This is a genomic window from Alcaligenes sp. EGD-AK7 (assembly GCF_000465875.3).
GTDB classification, from domain to species: Bacteria; Pseudomonadota; Gammaproteobacteria; order Burkholderiales; family Burkholderiaceae_B; genus Alcaligenes; species Alcaligenes phenolicus.
Window position 1 is genome coordinate 75,646 of sequence record NZ_AVOG02000056.1, and the last position, 22,400, is coordinate 98,045.

22 protein-coding genes are annotated in these 22,400 nt (G+C 58.4%); 13 read left to right on the forward strand and 9 right to left on the reverse strand.

The genetic code is table 11. The features are described from left to right. Positions 1-22 precede the first annotated feature (22 nt). On the forward strand, positions 23-1,213 hold the full coding sequence (locus N879_RS16070) for a phosphoglycerate kinase (RefSeq protein ID WP_022983435.1): 1,191 nt from the start codon (positions 23-25) through the stop codon (positions 1,211-1,213). Between the two features lie 70 nt (positions 1,214-1,283). Here N879_RS16070 and N879_RS16075 read toward each other — a convergent pair whose 3' ends face one another. After that, positions 1,284-2,126, reverse strand: a complete 843-nt coding sequence (locus N879_RS16075) for an NAD-dependent epimerase/dehydratase family protein (RefSeq protein ID WP_022983436.1) — start codon at positions 2,124-2,126, stop codon at positions 1,284-1,286. 75 nt (positions 2,127-2,201) lie between these two features. On the opposite strand from N879_RS16075, the gene N879_RS16080 reads away from it, so the two are divergent. From N879_RS16080 to N879_RS16115, 8 genes are all read left to right on the forward strand, one after another. After that, positions 2,202-3,644: an aldehyde dehydrogenase family protein gene (locus tag N879_RS16080; RefSeq protein WP_022983437.1), complete on the forward strand. Its 1,443-nt coding sequence runs from the start codon at positions 2,202-2,204 to the stop codon at positions 3,642-3,644. 135 nt (positions 3,645-3,779) lie between these two features. Next, positions 3,780-4,538, forward strand: coding sequence for an SDR family oxidoreductase (locus tag N879_RS16085; protein ID WP_009455130.1), 759 nt, complete (start codon positions 3,780-3,782; stop codon positions 4,536-4,538). 80 nt (positions 4,539-4,618) lie between these two features. After that, positions 4,619-5,248, forward strand: coding sequence for a molybdopterin adenylyltransferase (mog, locus tag N879_RS16090; RefSeq protein ID WP_009455129.1), 630 nt, complete (start codon positions 4,619-4,621; stop codon positions 5,246-5,248). Positions 5,249-5,329: 81 nt separating this feature from the next. Next, positions 5,330-6,394: a class II fructose-bisphosphate aldolase gene (fba, locus tag N879_RS16095; protein ID WP_009455128.1), complete on the forward strand. Its 1,065-nt coding sequence runs from the start codon at positions 5,330-5,332 to the stop codon at positions 6,392-6,394. A 139-nt stretch (positions 6,395-6,533) separates the two neighbouring features. Continuing rightward, complete coding sequence (locus N879_RS16100) at positions 6,534-7,415, forward strand: phosphoribosylaminoimidazolesuccinocarboxamide synthase (RefSeq protein WP_009455127.1); 882 nt, start codon at positions 6,534-6,536, stop codon at positions 7,413-7,415. Positions 7,416-7,657: 242 nt separating this feature from the next. Next, entirely contained in the window at positions 7,658-8,170 is a 513-nt protein-coding gene (purE, locus tag N879_RS16105) for a 5-(carboxyamino)imidazole ribonucleotide mutase (protein WP_009455126.1), read from the forward strand. 15 nt (positions 8,171-8,185) lie between these two features. Further along, positions 8,186-9,367: a 5-(carboxyamino)imidazole ribonucleotide synthase gene (locus N879_RS16110; RefSeq protein WP_031232980.1), complete on the forward strand. Its 1,182-nt coding sequence runs from the start codon at positions 8,186-8,188 to the stop codon at positions 9,365-9,367. Beyond that, on the forward strand, positions 9,360-10,385 hold the full coding sequence (locus N879_RS16115) for an L-threonylcarbamoyladenylate synthase (RefSeq protein WP_009455124.1): 1,026 nt from the start codon (positions 9,360-9,362) through the stop codon (positions 10,383-10,385). Before N879_RS16110 ends, N879_RS16115 begins: the two co-directional genes overlap by 8 nt. Before the next feature lie 64 nt (positions 10,386-10,449). Here N879_RS16115 and N879_RS16120 read toward each other — a convergent pair whose 3' ends face one another. Continuing rightward, positions 10,450-11,265, reverse strand: a complete 816-nt coding sequence (locus N879_RS16120) for an alpha/beta fold hydrolase (RefSeq protein ID WP_031232981.1) — start codon at positions 11,263-11,265, stop codon at positions 10,450-10,452. A gap of 366 nt (positions 11,266-11,631) precedes the next feature. On the opposite strand from N879_RS16120, the gene N879_RS16125 reads away from it, so the two are divergent. Continuing rightward, positions 11,632-12,078: a MaoC/PaaZ C-terminal domain-containing protein gene (locus N879_RS16125; protein WP_022983440.1), complete on the forward strand. Its 447-nt coding sequence runs from the start codon at positions 11,632-11,634 to the stop codon at positions 12,076-12,078. A gap of 263 nt (positions 12,079-12,341) precedes the next feature. Here the strand turns inward: N879_RS16125 and N879_RS16135 are convergent, their stop codons facing one another. Further along, the gene (locus N879_RS16135; RefSeq protein ID WP_022983442.1) at positions 12,342-13,535 is read right to left on the reverse strand and encodes an acyl-CoA dehydrogenase; all 1,194 of its coding nucleotides are present in this window, start codon (positions 13,533-13,535) and stop codon (positions 12,342-12,344) included. 290 nt (positions 13,536-13,825) lie between these two features. On the opposite strand from N879_RS16135, the gene N879_RS16140 reads away from it, so the two are divergent. Together N879_RS16140 and ggt are read left to right on the forward strand one after the other, a co-directional pair. Next, positions 13,826-14,707, forward strand: a complete 882-nt coding sequence (locus tag N879_RS16140) for a LysR substrate-binding domain-containing protein (RefSeq protein WP_009455118.1) — start codon at positions 13,826-13,828, stop codon at positions 14,705-14,707. After that, positions 14,704-16,449: a gamma-glutamyltransferase gene (gene ggt / locus N879_RS16145; RefSeq protein WP_009455113.1), complete on the forward strand. Its 1,746-nt coding sequence runs from the start codon at positions 14,704-14,706 to the stop codon at positions 16,447-16,449. The genes N879_RS16140 and ggt overlap by 4 nt, the downstream gene beginning before the upstream one ends. A gap of 318 nt (positions 16,450-16,767) precedes the next feature. On the opposite strand, the gene purU is transcribed toward ggt, so the two are convergent. The 5 genes from purU to N879_RS16170 form a co-directional block, all read right to left on the reverse strand. Then, on the reverse strand, positions 16,768-17,622 hold the full coding sequence (gene purU, locus N879_RS16150) for a formyltetrahydrofolate deformylase (RefSeq protein ID WP_164837966.1): 855 nt from the start codon (positions 17,620-17,622) through the stop codon (positions 16,768-16,770). A gap of 25 nt (positions 17,623-17,647) precedes the next feature. Further along, complete coding sequence (locus N879_RS16155; protein WP_031232982.1) at positions 17,648-18,763, reverse strand: NAD(P)/FAD-dependent oxidoreductase; 1,116 nt, start codon at positions 18,761-18,763, stop codon at positions 17,648-17,650. 88 nt (positions 18,764-18,851) lie between these two features. Then, complete coding sequence (locus tag N879_RS16160; protein WP_009455106.1) at positions 18,852-19,364, reverse strand: flavin reductase family protein; 513 nt, start codon at positions 19,362-19,364, stop codon at positions 18,852-18,854. Positions 19,365-19,403: 39 nt separating this feature from the next. Continuing rightward, positions 19,404-20,036 (reverse strand): pyridoxamine 5'-phosphate oxidase, encoded by a 633-nt coding sequence (gene pdxH, locus N879_RS16165; RefSeq protein ID WP_009455105.1) that lies wholly within the window; start codon positions 20,034-20,036, stop codon positions 19,404-19,406. Between the two features lie 9 nt (positions 20,037-20,045). Then, positions 20,046-20,717, reverse strand: a complete 672-nt coding sequence (locus tag N879_RS16170) for a gamma-glutamylcyclotransferase (protein ID WP_009455103.1) — start codon at positions 20,715-20,717, stop codon at positions 20,046-20,048. 252 nt (positions 20,718-20,969) lie between these two features. Here N879_RS16170 and N879_RS16175 point away from each other — a divergent pair, with 252 nt between their 5' ends. Beyond that, positions 20,970-21,770, forward strand: a complete 801-nt coding sequence (locus tag N879_RS16175) for a tRNA threonylcarbamoyladenosine dehydratase (RefSeq protein ID WP_009455101.1) — start codon at positions 20,970-20,972, stop codon at positions 21,768-21,770. Here N879_RS16175 and N879_RS16180 read toward each other — a convergent pair. After that, the gene (locus N879_RS16180; protein ID WP_009455099.1) at positions 21,747-22,397 is read right to left on the reverse strand and encodes an aminotransferase class IV; all 651 of its coding nucleotides are present in this window, start codon (positions 22,395-22,397) and stop codon (positions 21,747-21,749) included. The two genes, N879_RS16175 and N879_RS16180, sit on opposite strands and share 24 nt — an antisense overlap. Positions 22,398-22,400 lie beyond the last annotated feature (3 nt).

Below are 22,400 nucleotides of genomic sequence, written 5' to 3' on the forward strand. Positions count from 1 at the left end.
TTAATTCCCAGAACAAAAAATCATGTCTACAAGCATCAAGACCTTGTCTGCGCTGGCCGAAACGGACGCGCTGCGAGGCAAGCGGGTATTTATCCGCTCTGATCTGAATGTCCCCCTGCAAGACGGACGTATTACCGAAGATACGCGCGTACGTGCCTCGGTGCCTGCCATTCGCATGGCGCTGGATGCCGGCGCAGCAGTAATGGTCACGTCTCATCTGGGTCGCCCCAAAGAAGGCGAGTGCCAGCCTGTGGATTCGCTGGAACCCGTGGTGCAACGTTTGTCCGAGTTGCTGGGCATGCCCGTTGAGCTGCGTCGCAATTGGCTGGATGGCGTGCAAGTGTCGCCCGGTCAGGTGGTCTTGCTGGAGAACTGCCGCTGCAACGTGGGGGAAAAGAAGAACGATCCCGAGTTGGCTCGCAAAATGGCAGCCTTGTGTGACGTTTACGTAAACGACGCCTTCGGTACGGCTCACCGTGCTGAAGCGACTACCGAAGGTATCGCCCGCTTTGCTCCCGTGGCTTGTGCCGGTCCTTTGCTGGAAGCCGAGTTGAAGGCCCTGGGACGTGCCCTGAACCAGCCTGCCCGTCCTCTGGTCGCGATTGTGGGTGGTGCCAAGGTGTCCACCAAACTGTCCATTCTGCGCGCTTTGGCTGAAAAAGTTGACCAACTGGTGGTCGGTGGCGGCATTGCCAATACCTTCATGATGGCTAGTGGCCTGTCCGTGGGCAAATCCCTGGTGGAAGAAAGCCAGTTGGAAGAAGCCCGTGAAGTGATCCGCATCATGAAAGAGCGCGGCGCAGAAGTGCCTATCCCTGTGGATGTGGTGTGCGCCAAGTCCTTTGCTGCCGATGCAGCGGCTGAAATCAAGGCTGCTGATCAGGTCCAGGACGATGACATGATTCTGGACGTGGGCCCGCAAACGGCTCAGCAGATCGCTGACATCATTGCCAAGGCTGGCACCGTGGTCTGGAACGGCCCTCTGGGCGTGTTCGAATTCCCCGCCTTCGCACAAGGCACGGAAACCCTGTCGCGTGCGATTGCAGGCTCCAAGGCTTTCTCGATTGCGGGCGGTGGTGACACCCTGGCAGCGATTGCCCAGTTCAATATTGGTGAAGACGTGGATTACATCTCCACGGGCGGCGGTGCCTTCCTGGAATTCCTGGAAGGCAAGCGCTTGCCGGCCGTGGCTGCGTTGGAAGACAAGGCTTAAGCCAGTCTTTGCTTCGTCAGAAAAAGCCAGTCAACGAACGTTGGCTGGCTTTTTTGTTGGATCTGAAAGTTTACGCCCCATCTTTAATCAACTGTGCATACCCCTGTAGGGCGTCGGGCCAGTCCAGCTGAAAGCCGCTGTCCAGCAGTCGCTGGTTGCTCAGGCGCTTGCCACCTTCATTGGACTGACGCCGTTCGGGGTGGGCTACTTCCAGCAGATCCGCCAGTCCGTCGTAAAGCTCAGTAATCCGGTAAGGTCGGCTGTCCGTACCTATATAGCAAGGGAAGGGCGCGGGAGTGCGCAGCAGGTGCCAGCAGGCGCGCGCGGCGTCTTCAATATGCAGGCGGTTGGCCCAGTGCTCCGGGTCGTCCGGCACGGTGGCACGGCCTTCACGCAGGCGGTCCAGCAATTGGGTACGCCCTGGCCCGTACAGGCCGCTGGGGCGGATGACGACGGCTTGGGCCGGGATGCGGTGGTGCAGCAGCTGCTCGGCCTCCAGCAGTACTCGGCCATTGAATTGCGTAGGCTCTGTGGGCGAGTTCTCGTCCACCCATTCAGTGCTCGGCCCGTAGACGGCGCTGGACGATACAAAGACAAAGCGTTTCAGGGCTTTCAGGTCCAGCTCGTTGAGCAGGTTTTCCAGACCGTGCAGAAATACCCGCTCATAAGCAGCCTGGCTACGCTGGTCGGGAGAGACGGCGTAAAGTACGTGGGTGATTTTACGGTGCTTCAGGCGCAGGGAGGTGGGCTCGCTCAGATCAGCTTCCACCCATTCGATCCCGCTGTGATCGTCCAGGGGAACATGACGGCGCAGGCCGATCACCGGCCATTCGTGATGGCGGGCCAGCATCCCGGTGCGGGTGCCCAGATCGCCAGCGCCCGCTAAGAGCAAAGTACGTTGTCGAGAGTCCAAAGCAGCAGGTCCTTGAGTAGAATGATCTCGAGCAAAGCTCGATTGGCTGAGATAACAATAGCATTGGAGGCGGTCATGGAGTGTCGCAATTGGATTGACGGACAGCAACTTGGCGCGGAGGGCGGTGGTTTGCTACCGGTTATCGACCCCTCCACAGGCGAGACCTTCGCCCGCTTGGCGCAATCGTCCGAGGTGGATATTGATTGGGCCGTACAGGCCGCCCGACGTGCCAGCCAGGGGCCGTGGAGCCGTCTGACGGCCGCCCAACGCAGCCAGTTATTGCTGCGTTGCGCTCGAACTCTGTCTGATGCCCGAGAGGAGCTGGCGCGGCTGGAATCTCGCGATACCGGCAAGCCTTTGCGTCAGGCCCAGTCCGATGCTGCTGCCATTGTCCGCTATTTTGAGTTCTATGCGGGCGCGGTGGACAAGCTGCATGGTCAAACCATCCCGCTGGGCTGGGAGATGACGGCGTTCACCTTGCGTGAACCCTTGGGAGTTACCGCGCACATCATCCCCTGGAATTACCCCTTGCAGATCTTCGGGCGCAGCGTAGCCGCGTCCCTGGCTGCGGGTAATACCTGCGTGGTGAAACCGGCAGAGGATGCCAGCCTGTCCTTGCTGCGCGTGGCCGAGTTGTTGCACGAAGCGGGTTTGCCAGCGGGAGTGCTGAATATCTGCACGGGGCTGGGTAGTGAAGCCGGGCAGGCTTTGTCTGCTCATCCGGATATCAATCACATTTCCTTTACTGGCTCTCCCGACACAGGCCGTCAGGTGGCCTTGCAAGCAGCGCAGAATTTTGTGCCGGTCACCTTGGAGCTGGGCGGCAAGTCTCCACAAATCGTGTTCTCGGATGCGGATCTGGATGCCGCTTTGCCGGTCGTGGTCAATGCGATTGTGCAGAACGCCGGGCAGACCTGCTCGGCAGGGAGTCGAGTGCTGATTCAGCGCGCTATTTATGGCGACTTTACCGAGCGTCTGGCCGAAGCCTTCAAGGCGCTGCTGACCGGGGCGGCCAGCGACAATCTGGATTGCGGTCCCCTGATCAGCGCGCAGCAGCAAGCGCGGGTGCGTTCCTATCTGGAAAATCTGGACCAGGACGGCATTGTGGTGCTGGCGCAAGGCAAGCTGGACTCCAAGGCCCCCGCAGGCGGTTTTTACCAAGTGCCTGTTTTATTGGGCCATGTGCCTGTTGAACATCGTCTGGCGCAGGAGGAAATCTTCGGTCCTGTTCTGGTGGCCCAGCCCTTCGGTACAGAGGAAGAAGCCATCGCCATGGCCAATGGCACGCCTTACAGTCTGGTGGCCGGGGTCTGGACCCGCGACGGGGCTCGTCAAGTGCGTATGGCCCGACAACTGCGAGCCGGGCAGGTCTTTGTGAATAATTACGGTGCGGCAGGTGGGGTGGAACTGCCTTTTGGTGGAACCGGTCAGTCCGGCATAGGCCGCGAGAAGGGCTTTGAAGCCTTGTACGCCCTGACTTCCCTGAAAACGGTTGCGCTACGTCATGCGGCCAGCTGATCGTAGGGTATTTAGGGGTTAGCGCGGCTGTGGCGGCTCCGGTTTTCTGGCAGCATGGCAGCTGAACGCTAAACAGGTTTCACCAATGGCGGCGCAATGCCGCCATTTCTATATAAAAAGCAGAAGGAGACAAACATGCGATTGCAAGACAAAGTGGCTATCGTGACGGGCGGTGCATCGGGTTTTGGCCTGGGCATTGCACAGCGCTTTGCACGCGAAGGAGCGCGTGTACTGATTGCCGACCTGAATGCAGAGCAAGGGCAGGCCGCAGCGGCCCAGATTCAGGCACAGGGTGGTCAGGCCATTTTTGCCGCTTGCGATGTCTCGCAAGGGGACGAAGTTCATGCCCTGTTGGATATTGCCCTGCGCGAATGCGGTGGGCTGCATATTGTGGTGAACAATGCGGGCACCACGCATCGCAATAAACCGTTGCTGGAGGTCAGCGAAAGCGAGTTCGATCTGGTCTATGCCGTCAACGTGAAAAGCATTTACTGGACCGCCAAACACTTTGTGCCGTATCTGCGCGCCCAGGGCTCGGGCTCTTTCATCAATATTGCGTCTACCGCCGCCTTGCGTCCGCGCCCCGGACTGGTCTGGTACAACGGCACCAAGGGCGCGGTGGTAACGATCAGCAAGGGTATGGCGGCCGAGTTGGGGCCGGATAATATCCGGGTGAACTGCATTAATCCGGTGATTGGTGACACGGCGTTGCTGGAACAGTTCATGGGCATGCCCGATACGCCGGAAAACCGCAGCCGTTTCTTGGCGGGAATTCCGCTGGGACGTTTTTGCACACCCAAGGACGTGGCAGCGGCAGCGCTGTATCTGGCCTCGGACGAGGCCGAGTTCATTACAGGCACTTGCATCGAAGTAGACGGCGGCCGTTGTATTTAAGCCCCACTGCGATTCGTTACAATCGTGCTATTGGCAGGCCCGTTCAGGGCCTGTAGTTTATTTCGCTTCCAAGGAAAAGCATGACATTCAATCGACAGTCTCCCCGCGAGCATCCGGATCAATTGCGTATCGGCTTGGTGTCGGTTTCAGATCGCGCCTCCAGCGGACAGTACCAGGATCAAGGCATACCGGCGCTGCGCCGCTGGCTGGACTCCGCCTTGACGGTAGCGCCTGCCTATATGGAACGGCTGATTCCCGACGAGCGTGCCCAGATTACTGACACCCTGGTCGACTTGGTGGAAGCGGGTTGCGACCTGATTTTGACTACCGGTGGCACTGGTCCGGCGCGTCGCGACGTGACGCCGGAGGCCACTCTGGACGCTGGAACGCGCGAAATGCCCGGTTTCGGTGAACAGATGCGTCAAATCAGTTTAAAATTCGTACCAACAGCGATTTTGTCGCGGCAAGTTGCGGTCATCCGAGAAATTCAGGACCACGCTGCTCTGATTATCAATCTGCCTGGGCAGCCCAAAGCCATTCAGGAAACTCTGGAAGGATTACGGGATTCAGAAACCGGACAAGTATTGGTGCCGGGTATTTTTGCAGCAGTCCCGTATTGCATCGACCTGATTGGTGGACCTTACGCACAAACTCACGAGCATGTGGTCAATGCGTTCCGCCCCAAGTCGGCGCGTCGGACCGCCAGTTAATACGCTTACAAACAATCGGCTGTGCACGGAACCGTGCCCGGCCAAGTTTTTCAATTATTTTAGTCTTCAGGAGGTCTTCTCATGGCCCTAGTTTCCATGCGCCAGCTGCTCGATCACGCGGCCGAGCACGGTTATGGTATTCCAGCGTTCAACGTCAATAACCTGGAGCAGGTCCAGGCTATTATGGAAGCCGCCTCGGAGACGGATAGCCCCGTCATCATGCAGGCATCGGCCGGCGCCCGTAAATACGCAGGCGAAGCGTTTCTGCGTCACCTGATCGAAGCTGCTGTCGAGTCCTACCCCAACATCCCTGTGGTGATGCACCAGGACCACGGCCAGTCCCCCGAGATTTGCAAAGGCGCCATCGAACTGGGTTTCTCCAGTGTGATGATGGACGGCTCCTTGCTGCCCGACGGCAAGACCATTGCCGATTTTGAATACAACGTGGAAGTTACCCGCAAAGTGGTCGAAATGGCTCACAAGCTGGGCGTGACCGTTGAAGGCGAACTGGGCTGCCTGGGTTCCCTGGAAACCATGCAGGGCGACAAGGAAGACGGTCACGGTGCTGACGGCGTTCTGACTCTGGACCAATTGTTGACCGACCCCGAGCAGGCCGCTGAGTTTGTGACACGCACTCAACTGGATGCACTGGCCATCGCCATCGGTACCAGCCACGGTGCTTACAAGTTCACCCGCAAGCCTACCGGCGACATTTTGTCCATCGAGCGCGTGAAAGAAATTCACCGTCGTTTGCCCAATACTCACCTGGTCATGCACGGCAGCTCCAGCGTGCCTCAGGAACTGCTGGCTGAAATCCGCCAGTTCGGTGGCAACATGAAAGAAACCTACGGCGTGCCTGTGGAAGAAATTCAGGAAGCCATCAAGTACGGTGTGCGCAAGGTCAATATCGACACCGATATCCGTTTGGCCATGACCGCTGCCATCCGTCGTTTCCTGTTCGAAAACCCGGAGAAATTCGACCCACGCGAATACCTGAAACCTGCTCGCGAAGCTGCCAAGAAAGTGTGCGTGGCCCGCTACCAGCAGTTTGGTGCCGCCGGTCAGGCCTCCAAGATCAAGGCCATTCCTTTGCAGGAAATCGCCCGCCAGTACAGCACCGGCGAGTTGTCCCAGATCGTTCAGTAATTTTGTCAGGCGGAGCAGGAGTGGGCAGCACGACTGCCCGCCCCGGTCTCCGCGTCTTTGCCCGGTGCCGCAGGCGCCGGGATTGTCGTCCCGCCTGCATCCATAGTCAGCGGGATGTTTTCGTTTTAAGGATGAAATCGTGCAAGAGCCCTTACATCAATCCAGCCTGAGCTCCCTGCCGCTACTCGCGCGCGGCAAAGTTCGGGACATGTATGCGGTGGGTGAGGACAAGTTGTTGATTGTGGCCAGTGATCGCATTTCGGCATTCGATGTGATTCTGGACGACCCCATTCCCGGCAAGGGCGCTGTCTTGACGCAGATGACCGAGTTCTGGCTGAACAAGCTGGCGCACATCATCCCTAATCACACCACTGGCGTGAACCCGGTTGATGTGGTGGCGCCTGAAGAGCGCGCCCAAGTGGAAGGCCGCTCCATGGTGGTCAAGCGCTTGAAGCCCATCATGGTGGAAGCGGTGGCTCGTGGTTATCTGATTGGTTCGGGCTGGAAAGACTACCAGGCTACCGGCGCGGTATGTGGCATCACCTTGCCGGCTGGTTTGAAGCAAGCGGCCAAGCTGCCCCACGTGTTGTTTACCCCGGCTGCCAAAGCCGAAATGGGCTCGCACGACGAGAACGTGGATTTCGCCCACGTGGTCAAGGAAGTGGGTCAGGAACTGGCCGAGCAGATCCGTGACGTGACCTTGCGTCTGTACACCGAAGCTGCCGACTACGCGGCCAGCCGTGGCATTCTGATTGCCGATACCAAATTTGAGTTTGGCCTGGACGATCAAGGCCAGCTGCATTTGATGGACGAAGTGCTGACCCCGGATTCCTCGCGTTTCTGGCCAGCCGACAGCTATGCTGAAGGCATCAGCCCACCGTCTTACGACAAGCAATTTGTGCGCGATTGGCTGGAAACCCAGGTTTGGGACAAGACGCCACCCGCTCCTCGCTTGCCTGCTGAGGTGGCCGAGCGTACGGCTGACAAATACCGCGAAGCCCTGGAACGCCTGACAGCGTGAACGGTTTACAGCCCGGACAGGCGCTCGCCGTAAACGAGTTGCCTGCTCGTCCTTCGCAGGGTGCCAAGCGGCTGCATGTCCTTGGACGACTTCGCCACAGCGAGCCGGGCTTTGGGGGAGGGCGATGGGCAGAGCAAAGTCTGCCTCGCCGGAAAACCCATCATTGGATGGACCCTGCTGTTTTTCTATTTACCAAGGCGCCCGGCAGCATGGCGCCTTCTTCCTTTTAGGGCGTATCTCTAATGAGCGTACAAACTCCTGCGGCCCCCACAGTGGGCATTGTGATGGGTTCCTCCAGCGACTGGGATGTCATGAGCCAGGCTGTGGCCATTCTGGACGAATTTGGCGTGTCCTATGAGTGCCGTGTGGTTTCTGCCCACCGCATGCCGATTGATATGGTGGACTATGGTGCCCAGGCTCCGGCCCGTGGCCTGAAAGCCATTATTGCCGGTGCAGGCGGCGCGGCTCACTTGCCCGGCATGCTGGCTGCCCTGACGCACTTGCCCGTGTTTGGCGTACCTGTACCTTCGCGCTACCTGCGCGGTGAAGATTCCCTGCTGTCGATTGTGCAAATGCCCAAGGGCGTGCCGGTTGCCACCTTCGCCATTGGCGAGGCTGGTGCTGCCAATGCCGCGCTGCACGTGATTGCCAATCTGGCGGTCAACGATGCTGTGCTGACTGAAAAACTGATTGCGTACCGTGCCCGCCAGACCGAGGCCGCCCGAGCTATGCGTGTTCCTCCTGCTACTGCCTGATTTTATTTTGTGATGATGACCCCCATGACTGATGTTGCCCTTCTGGTCCCTGGCTCCTGGCTGGGCATGATTGGAGGCGGCCAACTGGGCCGCATGTTCTGCCATAGCGCCCAAAGCCTGGGCTACAAGGTGGCCGTGCTGGACCCGGACACCCTTAGCCCTGCAGGCGCAGTGGCGGATCTGCATATCTGTGCGGCCTACGATGACGCACAAGCGCTTTCCCGTCTGGGGGACTTGTGCCAAGCCGTCAGTACCGAGTTCGAGAACGTCCCGGCGCAGTCCTTGCTGACCTTGGCCCAGCACACACGAGTCACACCGTCTGGTGATGCCGTAGGCATTGTGCAGGATCGTATTCGTGAAAAAGCCTTTATCGCGCAGGCCGGTGTGCCGGTGGCCCCCTATGCGGCCATCGAAAGTCTGGACGATTTGCAAGCCGCTGACAGCGCCTTGTTCCCCGGTATCTTGAAGACGGCACGCTTTGGTTACGACGGCAAGGGCCAGGCTCGTGTAGCAGACCGTGAACAGGCTCTGGCTGCTTTCAAGGAGTTCGGTTCTCAGGCCTGTGTGCTGGAAGCCCTGCAACCCTTGAAGTCCGAAATTTCGGTTGTCCTGGCTCGTGGCCTGGACGATCAGGTCAAAACCTTCCCATGTGCCCGTAATGAGCACCGTGATGGCATTTTGGCCGTGTCCACCATCAGCGCCCAGTTTCAGGATGATGCCTTGTCCGAGCAGGCCCGTCAGGCGGCTGCCGCTATCGCCCGTACGCTGGACTACGTGGGTGTCTTGTGTGTGGAGTTCTTCATTCTGGAAGATGGCCGTTTGTTGGCTAATGAGGTGGCTCCCCGTCCGCACAATAGCGGTCACTACACCATGAATGCTTGCGTCACTAGCCAGTTCGAACAGCAGGCTCGTGTGATGGCGGCTTTGCCCCTGGGTGACACCGGCGCTTTGTGTCCTTCCATGATGCTCAACATCCTGGGCGATATCTGGTTTGATGAACAGGGCCAGATGCGTGAACCTGATTGGGCTGCCTTGCTGGCTGTGCCTGGCGTGTCCTTGCACCTGTACGGCAAGGCCGAGGCCCGTGTTGGCCGCAAGATGGGTCACGTCAATATTGTGGGCGAGTCGGATCAGCAAGTGCGTGAACGCACTGCCCGAGCCGCCGCTGCCTTGCGTATCGCGTTTGATCATGAGTGATTCCACCCGTAGCCCTTCCGAGCAGCAGATAGAGCAAGCCGCCCGTGTGCTGGCACAAGGGGGGCTGGTGGCCTTTCCAACCGAGACGGTCTATGGTCTGGGCGCGGATGCAGAAAACCCGGCTGCAGTGCAACTGATTTACAAGGCCAAGGGCCGCCCTGCGAATCATCCCTTGATTGTGCACGTGGCCCCGGGTGCCGACCTGCGTTACTGGGTGACGGATATTCCGCCCGTGGCGCAGCAATTGATGGATGCCTTCTGGCCCGGTCCCTTGACGCTGATCTTGCCGCGCAATCCGGCTATTCCGGATACGGTCAGTGGCGGACAAAGCAGCATTGGTATTCGTTGTCCTTCCCATCCGGTGGCTCAAGCCTTGCTCAAGCGCATGGCGGAACTCAAGCCCAGCGGTCAGGCGGGTGTGGCGGCGCCTTCGGCCAACAAGTTTGGTCAGGTATCGCCTACGGCCGCCAAGCATGTGCGCGATGAATTTGCGGACATGAGTGCAGAGGAACTGCTGATTGTGGAGGCGGGCCCGTCGGAAGTGGGTATAGAGTCCACCATTGTGGACGTCTCGCGTACCCATCAAGGCGTGGGTGCGGTGCTGTTGCGGCCTGGCCACATTAGCGCCGCCATGATTGCCGAGGTTATCGGCTACGAACCCGCCAGCCCGGATCAACAAGCCCCGCAAGTGTCGGGCAGCTTGAAAGCGCATTATGCGCCCCGTACGCCTTTGTCCTTATTTGATGAAAGCAGTGCGCCAACGGTGCAGGCTGCTTTGGCCGAAGGGGGCAAGCAGGCCATTGTTGCCTTTGCCTCTTTGCCGCCTTTTTCGGCGGATGTACACGACTGGTATGTGTGCAGCCCGGATGCGCAGCTTTATGCCCAGGATTTGTACGCCATGTTGCGTCGTCTGGACCAAGGCCAGTATCAGCATATTTGGGTGCAGCGTTGCCCGGATACGCCAGACTGGCAGGCGGTCAATGACCGCCTGGGCCGAGCAGCCGCCGCCTTTGAGTAAGGCTGCTGTTTAGTAGGCGTGTGTGCTTTAGGGACTGAGCTTAGAGACTGGGTGAGTTCGCTGTTTAGCGGGCTGTTCGCTTCAGAAAGTCCACAATTGCCTGGTTCACCTGCGCTTCCTTATCCCGGTAGGGCAGGTGACCGCATTGCTCCAGCTCCAGCAGCTCCGTGTGCGGCACCAGCTTCTTGATGCGACGGATTTGCTCCAGCGTGCCGTATTCATCATCCACGCCCTGAATGGCCAGAATCGGGCAGGTGATGCGGCTGACGTCCTCTTCGATATTCCAGTCCCGGAATTGGGGTTCCGTCCAGGTGGCGTTCCAGCCCCAGAAGGCGGACTCCACATCATCGTGATAGCGTGCCAGTCGCTCGCGTAAAAAACCTTGCTCGTAGGCTTCGCGGGCGACCAGAATGCCGCGCAAGGAAATGTCTTCCACAAACAGGTGCGGGGCCATCACCACAATGCCTTGCAGCTTGTCGCCAAAGCCGCTGGCTGCCAGCAGGGCAATCGAGCCACCATCGCTGTGGCCGACCAGCATAATCGGGCGCTTTTGGCCGTCCTCGCCCACTTGTTCCAGCAATTGCGGCAGTACGTCCAGTGCCTGTTCGTGCAGATAGTCGGGCTCTTTGGGGCTATTGTCGGGGCGCGGGGTACTGCGGCCATATCCGTAACGTGAGTACATCAGACCGCTACAGCCGGTTTGTTCGCATAACCGTGCCGGCCAGTCTTTCCACATGGCAATCGAACCCAGACCCTCATGCAGAAACACCAGCAAAGGGGCCGCGACCCGCTCGGGGAAAATGCGTTGATATTCCAGTTCAATGGCTTGTGTGCCTTGAATCAGGCTCGCAAATTGCAAAGATGAATCTAGTGTTGTCATAGCGGTGTTGAATCAAGAAGCCCTGGGCAGGCTGGGCGTGCGAGTGATTAGGAAACTCTCTTTATGCCATAGATTGGTATAAGACGCACAGGCTGGCTTCTCCTGATACCGGATGTGGACAGTTTGCTGCGGTTTGTGGCGCAGTAGGGGCAGGGGCTGCAAATTCTGGCAGAGATGGTAGAGTGGCGCTCTCGATCTTTTTTGCCGCCGGGCCGTCCCAAGGTGAAAGCTCCCCCTTGGGGCAGCAAGCCGAAGGCGTAGCGTGGGGGCTTTTTTTGTCGCCGGGCCGCCCCAAGGCAAAAACTCCCCCTCGGGGGGCAGCAAGCCGAAGGCGCAGCGTGGGGGCTTTTTTCGTTGTACAACAACATGAAATTTGCTGAATTTGAAGTGGGTATGGTCATCAAGCACCCACTTGTCCCTGTGACTCGCGAAGAAATGCTGGAATTTGCCCAGAAATACGATCCGCAGTCCTTTCATATTGACGACAAGCAGGCCGAAGAAGGCCATTGGGGCGGTTTGATCGCCAGCGGTTGGCTCACTTGTGGCAAAACCATGCGCATGGCCGTGGATTCTGCCTTGCACGATTCCGAGTCCTTTGGTTCGCCCGGTCTGGAGCGTCTGCGCTGGGTCTTGCCTGTGCGAGCCGGTGATTCAATCCGTCTGGAGGCCACGGTGGTGTCCAAGCGTGTGTCCAGCAGCCGTTCAGATCTGGGCATCATTCGCTGGAATTGGAATGTGTTCAATCAGCGTGATGAGCTGGTGCTGGAAATGGAAGCGACCAGCATGTTTGAGTTGAAGTCCGAACAAGAATAAAAAGACCCCCACCGCATAGTTTTGGTTTACCAACTTTCCAGCGGCCACTTTGTTCTTGAGACGGCCCTGCGACTGGAAAGAGCCTTCATTCCAGACCTTTTGCCCGCTGCTTATGAAGGGATGCTGTTTACCTCGAGTCTTTCGGTAGTAATAACCGCAAATGCAGACGGGAGAGAAATCCCCTTACAGCATGTAATTCACCAGTTTGTTCGGGTTGAAACGGACAAGGGCAAAGCCTTTGGCTTTGCCCTGTTTGGTTTGCTTTAGAAGAAAGCCTGAATCCCGGTTTGTGCGCGTCCCAGAATCAGGGCATGTACGTCGTGGGTGCCTTCGTAAGTGTTCACCACTTCCAGATTGACCAGGTGGCGGGCAATACCGAACTCGTCAGAAATACCATTGCCGCCCAGCATGTCGCGTGCCAGTCGGGCAATATCCAGTGCCTTGCCGCAGGAGTTGCGCTTCATGATGGAGGTGATTTCGACCGCTGCTGTTCCTTCGTCTTTCATGCGTCCCAGACGCAGGCAGCCTTGCAGCGCCAGTGTAATTTCGGTCTGCATATCAGCCAGTTTTTTCTGGATCAGCTGATTGGCCGCCAAGGGGCGACCAAACTGCTTGCGGTCCAGGGTGTACTGGCGGGCGGTATGCCAGCAGGATTCGGCGGCGCCCAAGGCACCCCAGGCAATCCCGAAGCGGGCCGAGTTCAGGCAGGTGAAAGGGCCACGCAAACCCGAGACATGGGGCAGCATCTGGCTGTCTGCAATCTCCACATCGGCCATGACGATTTCGCCGGTCAGGGAAGCACGCAAGCCTACTTTGCCGTGAATGGCCGGGGTGGACAGACCTTTCATGCCTTTTTCCAGAATGAAGCCGCGGATCTTGCCGTCGTCGTCACCACCCACGACTTTGGCCCAGACCACCAGCACATCGGCGATGGGGGAGTTGGTAATCCAGGTCTTGTTGCCGCTCAGACGATAGCCACCGTCCACTTTTACAGCGCGGCTTTCCATGGCGCCGGGGTCCGAGCCATGATTGGGTTCAGTCAGGCCAAAGCAGCCAATCCATTGGCCGCTGGCCAGCTTGGGCAGATATTTCTGTTTTTGTTCTTCGCTGCCAAATTCAAAAATCGGCACCATGACCAGAGAGGATTGCACGCTCATCATGGAGCGGTAGCCTGAATCCACACGCTCCACTTCGCGGGCGATCAAACCATAGCTGACATAGTTCAGACCAGCGCCACCGTAGGCTTCGGGAATGGTGGCCCCCAACAGGCCCAGCGAGCCCATCTCGGCAAAGATGGCGGGGTCAGTCTGTTCGTGGCGAAAGGCCTCCAGTACGCGTGGCAGCAGCTTTTCCTGTGCATAGGCGTGGGCGGCATCGCGCACCATGCGCTCTTCATCGCTCAACTGCTGATTCAACAGCAGGGGGTCGTCCCAATGGAAAGAGGGATTGGCAGACATAGAGGTACTCCGGGAAGATCAAAGAGGGTCAGTCAGGTGGAGCCTGGATGGGCGCCATCAGTCTGGAAAATAGAAAAGAGCTGCTTCAGTATCGCTGACAGTCGCCACTATGAGCAGCAAGCGCATCATCAGGTGGCTGTGGATCAGCGAGATCAATATAAAGTCTCAGCATAGTGTGCATAAAGCGCACAAGGCAATTGATAAAATTGCACAATGTCGTGTTCTGGCGTAACGATCCGGCTCTGCACTGAATGAGGAGGGCTGAGGCGGCATGATTAAGAGGAAGACCTATGAGACAAGGCGTACCCAGTTTGGGCGCATTACAGGCCTTTGAGGCCACGGCCCGTTTGGGGACTTTTTCCCGTGCGGCCGAGGAATTGTCCTTGACGCATAGCGCGGTGTACCGGCAGGTAAGCGGCCTGGAGCAGCGGCTGGGTGTGACCTTGCTGACACGGGTGCGGCGGCGTCTGGTGTTGACTCCGGCAGGGCGCGATTATGCTGCTCGCATCCGTCACCATCTGGAGCAAATCGGCAAGGATACTTTCAGCCTGATTGCACGCGCCGGTGTGGGCCGCAGCATCCATCTGGCCGTGTTGCCTACCTTGTCGACCGTGTGGTTGATGCCGCGTCTTGCTCGTTTCTCCCAGCGCTATCCGGATATCACCGTCAGCCTGTCCGTGCGTACCACTCCGTTTCAGTTTGGCGACCACCCCTTTGATGCTGCCATTTATCATGGACGGCAGTTGTGGCCGCAAACTGAAGGGATCAAGCTGTTTGACGAAGGCGAACTGGTGCCGGTCTGCTCGCCCAAGCTGGCCGCCAGTGGCGATTGGCAAAAGCTGGTTCACCTGCATATGTCCACGCGCCCCGATAGCTGGTCGGACTGGTATCGATCTGCCGGTCTGGAGCCTGATTTGCGTGTCAGTTCCGGCCCGCGTTACGAGCTGTTCAGTCTGGTGATGGCAGCATTGCATGCCGACATGGGCGTGGCCTTGATGCCGCGTTTTCTGGTGCAACAGGCGCTGGAGCAGGGCGAGCTGATCATGCCGCTGGATCATGCCATGCCTGTCAGTGAGGCCTATTTTTTTAGTTATCCTACGGCCAATGAGCCCAGCGAAGCGGTGCTTTTGCTGGAACAATGGCTGCTTGAGTACCAAAAGGAGAACACATGAGATTGCACTGGAAACCGGCTCTGTTGTCGGCTGCCTTGACCTTGGCTCTGGCGCTACCTGCGCACGCTCGGGAAGCAGCCAACCAGCATTTGAACCCGGAAACCGCCAGCAGTGTCATGCAGCGGGACAAGCTTGTCACCCAGAAAAGCATGGTGGTGACGGCACATCCTTTGGCGACACAAGCGGGTTTGCGCATCCTGGATCAGGGAGGCAGTGCGGTGGATGCAGCCATTGCGGCTCAGTTGGTTCTGGGGCTGGTGGAACCACAGTCTTCCGGCATAGGCGGTGGCGGCTTCTTGCTGATGTTCCAGCCCAAGACCGGCCTGATGAGCTATGACGGACGGGAAACGGTGCCCGCAGCCAGCAGTCTGGATCGCTTCGAGCTGGACGGTAAAACCATGTCCTTCAAGCAGGCGGTCAATAGTGGTCGCTCGGTAGGCGTACCGGGTTTGCTGCGTGCCCTGGAGTTGATGCATAAAGACGGTGGCGTGCTGCCGTGGGCGAATTTGTTTGACCCGGCGATTGAGCTTGCTGAGGTCGGTTTTGAAGTCAGCCCACGCTTGAATACCTTGATTGCCGATAATCCTGAACTGGCTGACAAGGCGGCTACACGTGCCTATTTTCTGGACGAGCAAGGCAAGCCCTGGCCTGTTGGTCATCGTTTGCAGAACAAGGAATACGCGCGAGTGCTGCGCCTTTTGGCCAGACAGGGCGCACAGGCTTTTTATCAAGGTGAACTTGCCCAGGATATGGTGGCTGCCGTTGCCGCCGACCCCATTGCGGGTGATCTGGCCGTGTCTGACTTGACGCAGTACCGCGCCTTGCGTCGTGAACCCCTCTGTATGGACTGGCAACAAGTGGCTCTCTGTGGCATGGCACCGCCCAGTTCCGGGGCTATCAGTGTGATGCAGATGCTGGGTATCTTGCAGCACACGCCCATTGCTGCGGCGAAGCCGCAATCTGTGGAAGCGATTCACTATTTCTCTGAAGCGGGGCGTTTGGCCTTCGCGGATCGGGATGCCTGGGTGGCCGATCCGGCATTTGTGTCTGTCCCTCAGCAGGCTTTGCTGGCTCCGGAGTATCTGAAATCCCGCGCTGCCTTGATTCAGCCAGACCGATCCATGGGACACGCTCAACCGGGTAAGCCCTTGGCCGACTCACAAGCTGCCAGCGATAACACGCCCGAGCTGCCTTCCACGACGCATTTGTCCGTGGCGGATGCCAAGGGGCAAGTGGTGTCCATGACCACTTCGGTCGAGTCAGCTTTTGGTAGCAAGATCATGGTGCATGGTTTCTTGATGAACAATCAGCTGACTGACTTTGCCTTGAGCCCCAAAGACGAAATGGGACGCCTGTCCGTGAATCGGGTGGAACCCGGCAAGCGTCCACGCAGTTCCATGGCACCGATGATGGTGATGCAGGATGGCCGCCCTGTCATTGCCCTGGGTTCACCCGGTGGCAGTGCCATTATTCCTTACGTGGCTCAAGCCCTGACCGGCATGTTGATGTGGAACCTGGATGCTCAACAGGCAGTCAGCCTGCCCCACTACGGCAGCCGCAATTGGGCGACTGAGCTGGAAGCTGGGACTACGGTGACGGAACAGGCGCAGGCCTTGAGGGCAATGGGGCACGAGGTGCGTGAGCAGCCTTTTCCTAGCGGTACGCATGTGATTCGCTGGACTCAGGAGGGACTGGAGGCCGGGGTAGACCCTCGGCGTGAAGGTTTGGCGTTAGGGCAATAAGCAGAGCTTGTAGCCGTGTACCCGAGGTAAACATGGGTCTTGCCGACGAGACATGCTGCAAGCGTATGGTGGAATTGGGGAAGCAGTCAGTATGCGGGAGAGGCTGTTGGCGATTTGAAGCAGATACTCGTCAGAGATTGGCAGAGACAGCAGTCGATCGTTGCCTGAGGCTGGTAGAGCTGATTGCCAAGTAGCTAGCAGGCTCAAATCGTCTGGCATTTTGAAAAATGGGAGACCATTAAAAAGCCCTCAATGCGTGGATCTGTATCCACAGCATTGAGGGCTTTTTTAGGCTTAAGGTAGGCCTGATCTCGCTGCTTAGCGGAATACCACCGTGCGCTGATCGTTCAGCAAGATACGGTGCTCCACGTGGGCGCGCACGGCACGGGCCAGAACCAGAGACTCCACATCGCTACCGATCTGGGTCAGTTCGGCTGGGCTGACCGAGTGGGTCACGTGTTCCACGTCCTGCTCGATGATCGGGCCTTCGTCCAGGTCAGCTGTTACGTAGTGGGCGGTAGCACCAATAATCTTCACCCCGCGAGCATGTGCCTGATGGTAGGGGCGTGCGCCCTTGAAGCTGGGCAGGAAGCTGTGGTGAATATTGATGGCGCGGCCAGACAGGGATTGGCACAGATTGGTGGACAGAATCTGCATGTAGCGGGCCAGCACAACCAGATCAATCTTCAGATCACGAGCCAAGTCGATGATTTGCTGCTCTTGCTCGGGGCGAGTTTCCGGTGTCACGGGCAGGTGATGGAAGGGGATGCCGTAAGAAGAAGCCAGACCGGCGTGGTCGGTATGGTTGGAGGCCACAGCAGCAATTTCCACCGGCAGTTGGCCGCTATGGGCGCGGAACAGCAGATCGTTCAGGCAGTGGCCTTGGCGGCTGACCAGGATCAGCAGGCGGGCTTTACGCTGGGCGTCATAAATATTGGCGTCCATGCTGAATTTTTCAGCAATGGGGGCGAAGCTGGTTTGCAGCGCGTTGACGTCCTGCTTTTCGGGCAGGGAAAACTGGATGCGCAGGAAAAAGCGGTTGGTGGCGGCGTCGCCGAACTGCTGTGCCTCAAGAATGTTGCCGTTCTGCTCAAGCAGCCAGCCCGATACGCTGTGGACAATGCCGGTACGATCCGGGCAGGATAGGGTCAAGATGTAATCGTTCATCGACAGTATTGTAAAGATTTCAGAAAAGTTTTTAAGCTGCCTGGGCCAGGGTTTCTTGGCTGTGTTGTGCAATCGCTAAACACGCGGTCAGGCCGGGCGATTCGATGCCGAACAGATTCAGCAATCCAGGTATGCCGTGCTCGGCGGGACCTGAAAAGACAAAGTCGGCTGCCGCATGACCTGCGGGCACAATTTTAGGCCGGATACCGCTATAGGCGGGGTTCAGGCTGTTATCGGGCAAAGCGGGCCAGTATTCACGCACAGCGGCGTAAAAAGATTGGCCTCGTTGCGGGTCCATATCGTAGTTCTCGTCCTGTACCCATTCGGTGTCCGGGCCAAAGCGGGCCTGACCGGCCAGATCCAGCGTCAGATGCACACCCAGCCCGGCTTTATTGGGCATGGGGTAGATCAGGTGCTTGAAGGGCGAGCGACCCGTCAAAGAGAAATAGCTGCCTTTGCACAGATAAGCGTTCGGGATATGGCTGGCATCCAGCCCCTCGATCTGGCGTGCAGCGGCCACAGCGCCCAAACCAGCCGCGTTTATCAGATGGGTGCTTGTCAGGCTGAACGCTTCTGCGCCACCCACATGCACTTCAAAACCTTGTCCGGGCAGGACACGCGCACTGACAAAAGGCGTATTGAATACCAGTTGGGCACCGTGGTTCTCCGCATCGCCTTGCAAGGCCAGCATCAAGGCATGGGTATCTACAATGCCGGTGGAAGGAGAAAGCAGGGCGGCGCTGCAATTCAAGGCCGGCTCCAGAGCCTGGGCCTGGGCGGCATTTAGCCACTGCAAATCGTCCACGCCACAAGCGCGCGCCTGGGCCTGCAGCTTGAGCAGATCGGCTTCCTGTTCGGGCGTGGTCGCCACAATCAGCTTGCCGCAACGGGCGTGGGCTATATGGTGTTCCTGGCAGTAGTCATACAGCCGGGCCTTGCCTTCTACACACAGGCGGGCCTTCAGGCTGCCCGGTGTGTAGTAAATGCCCGCGTGTATAACCTCTGAATTGCGGGAACTGACGCCATTGCCAATGCTGGCGGTTTGCTCGATCAGCAGAACCTCCATGCCTTGCTGGGCCATTTGTCGGGCGCAGGCCAAACCTACGACTCCCGCTCCCAGCACTATGCAATCGACATCGTTTGCCATGAATCAGGACCTTATTGGCGCGTTGGAGCAAAAGGCGTAGTGTACTCCCGCCATGCTGTCGTCGTCAGGACCGCGTTGCAACACCCCGTCACGCCAGGGAGGGAGTCAGGTCAAAGTCGCCCGCATGGTAGATCAGGGGCTGATGGGCGCTACGTTCGCAGTGGGTGACTTCACCGATAAAGATCAGGTGATCGCCTGCCTCATGCACGGCATAAGGCTTGCACTCGAACCAGGCACTGCAACGCTCGTCGTCCAGCATGAGCAAGCCGTGCGGGGAACGCTTGATGGGGTGATCGCGAAAACGCTCGGCCTGATCGCCCCAGGCAAAGCGCTTGGCCAGCGATAGCTGGCTGGCTCCCAAAACGTGAATCACGTAGCCCTGGCCGTCCACAAAGTGTGGCAGGGACTGGGAGCGCTTGGCCAGCGACCACAGCACCAGAGGTGGGTCCAGGGAAACAGAGTTAAAGGAGCTGACGGTCAGGCCAATGGCCTGATCCGGGTGGTCTTTGTTGGCACCGGTCACGACCGTCACGCCAGTGGCGAAACGGCCCAGTGCCGAACGGAAGAAGTCGCTATCGAAGGTAGAAGAAAAAACAGTCATTGCATCAATGCTGAGGGCAGGCGTCCCCAAGGGAACGGCTTAAGGAGCCAGTCGGCTCACCTGCCAGTCAGATGTGTCCTTGCGGTCGAACACCAGCCTGTCGTGCAGGCGCGAGGCACGGCCTTGCCAGAATTCGACATGGTCTGGAGTCAGTCGGAAGCCACCCCAGTGTTCAGGGCGGGCGGGATGTTCACCTAAGCTTTCAGTGTACTGCTTGGCACGGGCATCCAGCTCTGCGCGGCTGATGGGCTGGCTTTGCGGCGAGGCCCAGGCCCCAATGCGCGAGCCCAGAGGACGGCTGTGAAAGTATTCGTCGGACTCGGCCGCACTGATGCGGCTGATGCGGCCTTCAAAACGCACCTGGCGTTGCATGGAGGCCCAGAAAAAGGACAGGCTGGCCCACGGGTTATGGTCCAGGTCCGTACCCTTGCGAGATTGGTAGTTCGTAAAGAACACCAGGCCTTGTTCGTCGTAACCTTTGAGCAGAACAATGCGCGCCGATGGGCGACCTTCCGGGTTCACGGTGGCCAGCGTCATCGCCGTGGGTTCGACTTCCTTCAGCTCAATCGCCTGATCCAGCCAGCGTTGAAATTGCTGGCTAGGATCGGCACAGAGTTCGTTTTCGCTCAGGGAAAAGCGTTCGTATTCGTTACGCAAATCGGCAAGGGACATGGGGCGCTCTCAGGCTTGTTGAGGATTAAGCAGTGCAGTCTGGCTCTGTAGTAATTGAACCACTGATTGCAGGCGTTTATCCAGAATTTTAGAGCGTTGCAGCGCCGAGGCGGTTTCCATGACGTATTCGATGCAAGGGCCGTTGGTTCCCTGGGCCGAGTACACCACTTGTCGCAGCTGTTCGTCCGGCATACGGGGGACGTAGGCGTCGGTCTTGCGGTTCATGGTAAAGACCAGGGCACGAATATCGCCCTGGCTGGTGCGGCAGCGCAACCAGCGAGGAATATAGGCACCGCTGGGCATCTCGCGCAGCCATAGGGCGTCAAATACCTTGGGTACGCTTTCGGCGGGAATACGAAAAGCCATGCCCCGGCAAGAACCGCCTACATCCAGCCCGAAAACCAGACCGGGCTGCTCGGGCGTACCGCGGTTGATACGTGACCACAAGCACAGCGCCCGGTGGTAACCGCGCAGCAAGGCTTGGCGCTGCTCGGCAAATTCAAAATCGGGACGCCAGATCAGAGAGCCGTAACCATAGACCCACAGGTCCTGTTTTTCACACCACTGCACCTCTTCCAAGGATTGACGCAAAGAGGCGTTGCGCTCTTCGTCAGTCAGGACACGAAAGCTGCACGGTGTGGGTACGGCGGAAGGCGAGGCGGAAATAGAATCGATGTTCACGGCAAAAAGGGGTGGTAAGCCAAAATCACAGATGCTTGAAACCTATGACAATTGTAGAGCAAGCACAGTCCACTGTAGCGGGCTTTGATGCTGATAACTAAGGAAAAATACTAATTTGCTTATATGAGTGTTGCTATTTGGCAGGGCACAGTCAAGCCACCAGGGTATAAGGCCCGTTTCACAGGCTGGTCAGGGGCAATTAGACGTAGAATTAACGGGTTTGGCCGCATGGGCCGGTGATGGACAGATTGCATGACAGAGCAGCACAACATGGATGCCGAACGCCGTTTCGGCGGTTTGGATCGTTTGTATGGAGCCGGAGCGCGCGAGCGTCTGGCGGCCGCCCATGTGATGGTGGCGGGTATCGGGGGCGTGGGAACCTGGGCGGTGGAAGCGCTGGCCCGTTCGGCTGTGGGCCGGATTACCCTGATTGATCTGGATAATATTGCCGAATCGAATATCAACCGCCAACTGCCTGCCCTGGACAGCACCTTGGGCATGGCCAAGATTGAAGCCATGGCCCAGCGCATTGCGCAGATCAATCCTCAGTGTCAGCTGCAGCTGATTGAAGATTTTGTCACTGAGGATAATGCGGCCAGCCTGATGGAGCAGCGCCCCGACGTGTTTCTGGATTGCACTGACCAGGCTAGTGCCAAGATTGCTCTGATCTTGCAGGCCAGGCGCTGCAAGGTGCCCCTGCTGAGCTGTGGCGGGGCAGGAGGCAAAACCGACCCGCTGACGTTGCGCCGGGGAGACTTGTCGGTAGCATGCCATGATGCCTTGCTGGGCAAGCTGCGCCAGATCCTGCGCAAGCAGCATGGCTTTGCGCGTGGCAGCGATGCTCAGGGCCGCGCCTTGAAGCGTGTGCCTCGCATGGGAGTGGATTGCCTGTGGTTCGAGCAGGAAACGCGTCTGCCACAGAACTGGACCCAGGCCGAAGACGGTGCGCTGCAAGGACTGGCCTGCGCGGGTTATGGCTCCGGGGTCACTGTGACGGCCAGCATGGGCATGCAGGCCGCCGACTACGCCTTAAACCGGATACTGAACCAGTAAGGCGTCCTGCCAGCCACGCAAGGCATTCGAGACTCGGATTGCCTTGGCGTTCAGTAAATCCTCCAGGGAAATCTCGGTTTCACGAACCAGCTTGCTATTGAGAAGCGCCTGCCGTTGCACGCCGGGCAAGAGCCAGCCTTGGGCGGGCGGTGTCCACCACTGGCCCTGTTCGTCCTGAATATAAATATTGCTGCGACTGCCTTCACAAACCCGGTTCTGTGTATCCAGATAGATCACATCAAAGATTTGGGGATGCTTTTCCAGCAGGGCGCTGGCCTCTTGATACCAGGGGCGATGCGTCGTCTTGTGCGAGAGCAGCGGGTCCTGAGCGGGCAGGGGTGTGCGGGACAGGCATAGCTGTAAGGGGCCTTCCAGTGCTGGCAGTGCGTTCGCCTGTGCCTGGGCGCTGGCGTCGGCACCCCACAAGATACGCAGTCGTAAGGGTGTGTTGACCGGAGCCTGGCCCAGCGCCGTATGCATGGCCTGCAACCAGGTTTGTGCATCCCAGTCGTAGCCCAGTTCCGCGCAGCTGCGTGCCACGCGCTCCAGATGCAGTTCCAGCAGGGGGATCTGGCCGTCTGCATCTACCCGCAAGGTTTCTATCAATTCAGGTTTGCTTTGGCTCATGAT

Bases quoted from the DNA above. Each gene is read 5' to 3' on its own strand.
- N879_RS16155 (WP_031232982.1), bottom strand. From the start codon at position 18,763: ATGGCAAACGATGTCGATTGCATAGTGCTGGGAGCGGGAGTCGTAGGT.
- ggt (WP_009455113.1), top strand. From the start codon at position 14,704: ATGAGATTGCACTGGAAACCGGCTCTGTTGTCGGCTGCCTTGACCTTG.
- N879_RS16160 (WP_009455106.1), bottom strand. From the start codon at position 19,364: ATGACTGTTTTTTCTTCTACCTTCGATAGCGACTTCTTCCGTTCGGCA.
- fba (WP_009455128.1), top strand. From the start codon at position 5,330: ATGGCCCTAGTTTCCATGCGCCAGCTGCTCGATCACGCGGCCGAGCAC.
- N879_RS16180 (WP_009455099.1), bottom strand. From the start codon at position 22,397: ATGAGCCAAAGCAAACCTGAATTGATAGAAACCTTGCGGGTAGATGCA.
- pdxH (WP_009455105.1), bottom strand. From the start codon at position 20,036: ATGTCCCTTGCCGATTTGCGTAACGAATACGAACGCTTTTCCCTGAGC.
- N879_RS16110 (WP_031232980.1), top strand. From the start codon at position 8,186: ATGACCCCCATGACTGATGTTGCCCTTCTGGTCCCTGGCTCCTGGCTG.
- N879_RS16115 (WP_009455124.1), top strand. From the start codon at position 9,360: ATGAGTGATTCCACCCGTAGCCCTTCCGAGCAGCAGATAGAGCAAGCC.
- N879_RS16175 (WP_009455101.1), top strand. From the start codon at position 20,970: ATGACAGAGCAGCACAACATGGATGCCGAACGCCGTTTCGGCGGTTTG.
- N879_RS16140 (WP_009455118.1), top strand. From the start codon at position 13,826: ATGAGACAAGGCGTACCCAGTTTGGGCGCATTACAGGCCTTTGAGGCC.
- N879_RS16125 (WP_022983440.1), top strand. From the start codon at position 11,632: ATGAAATTTGCTGAATTTGAAGTGGGTATGGTCATCAAGCACCCACTT.
- N879_RS16080 (WP_022983437.1), top strand. From the start codon at position 2,202: ATGGAGTGTCGCAATTGGATTGACGGACAGCAACTTGGCGCGGAGGGC.
- N879_RS16070 (WP_022983435.1), top strand. From the start codon at position 23: ATGTCTACAAGCATCAAGACCTTGTCTGCGCTGGCCGAAACGGACGCG.
- N879_RS16135 (WP_022983442.1), bottom strand. From the start codon at position 13,535: ATGTCTGCCAATCCCTCTTTCCATTGGGACGACCCCCTGCTGTTGAAT.
- mog (WP_009455129.1), top strand. From the start codon at position 4,619: ATGACATTCAATCGACAGTCTCCCCGCGAGCATCCGGATCAATTGCGT.
- purE (WP_009455126.1), top strand. From the start codon at position 7,658: ATGAGCGTACAAACTCCTGCGGCCCCCACAGTGGGCATTGTGATGGGT.
- N879_RS16120 (WP_031232981.1), bottom strand. From the start codon at position 11,265: ATGACAACACTAGATTCATCTTTGCAATTTGCGAGCCTGATTCAAGGC.
- N879_RS16085 (WP_009455130.1), top strand. From the start codon at position 3,780: ATGCGATTGCAAGACAAAGTGGCTATCGTGACGGGCGGTGCATCGGGT.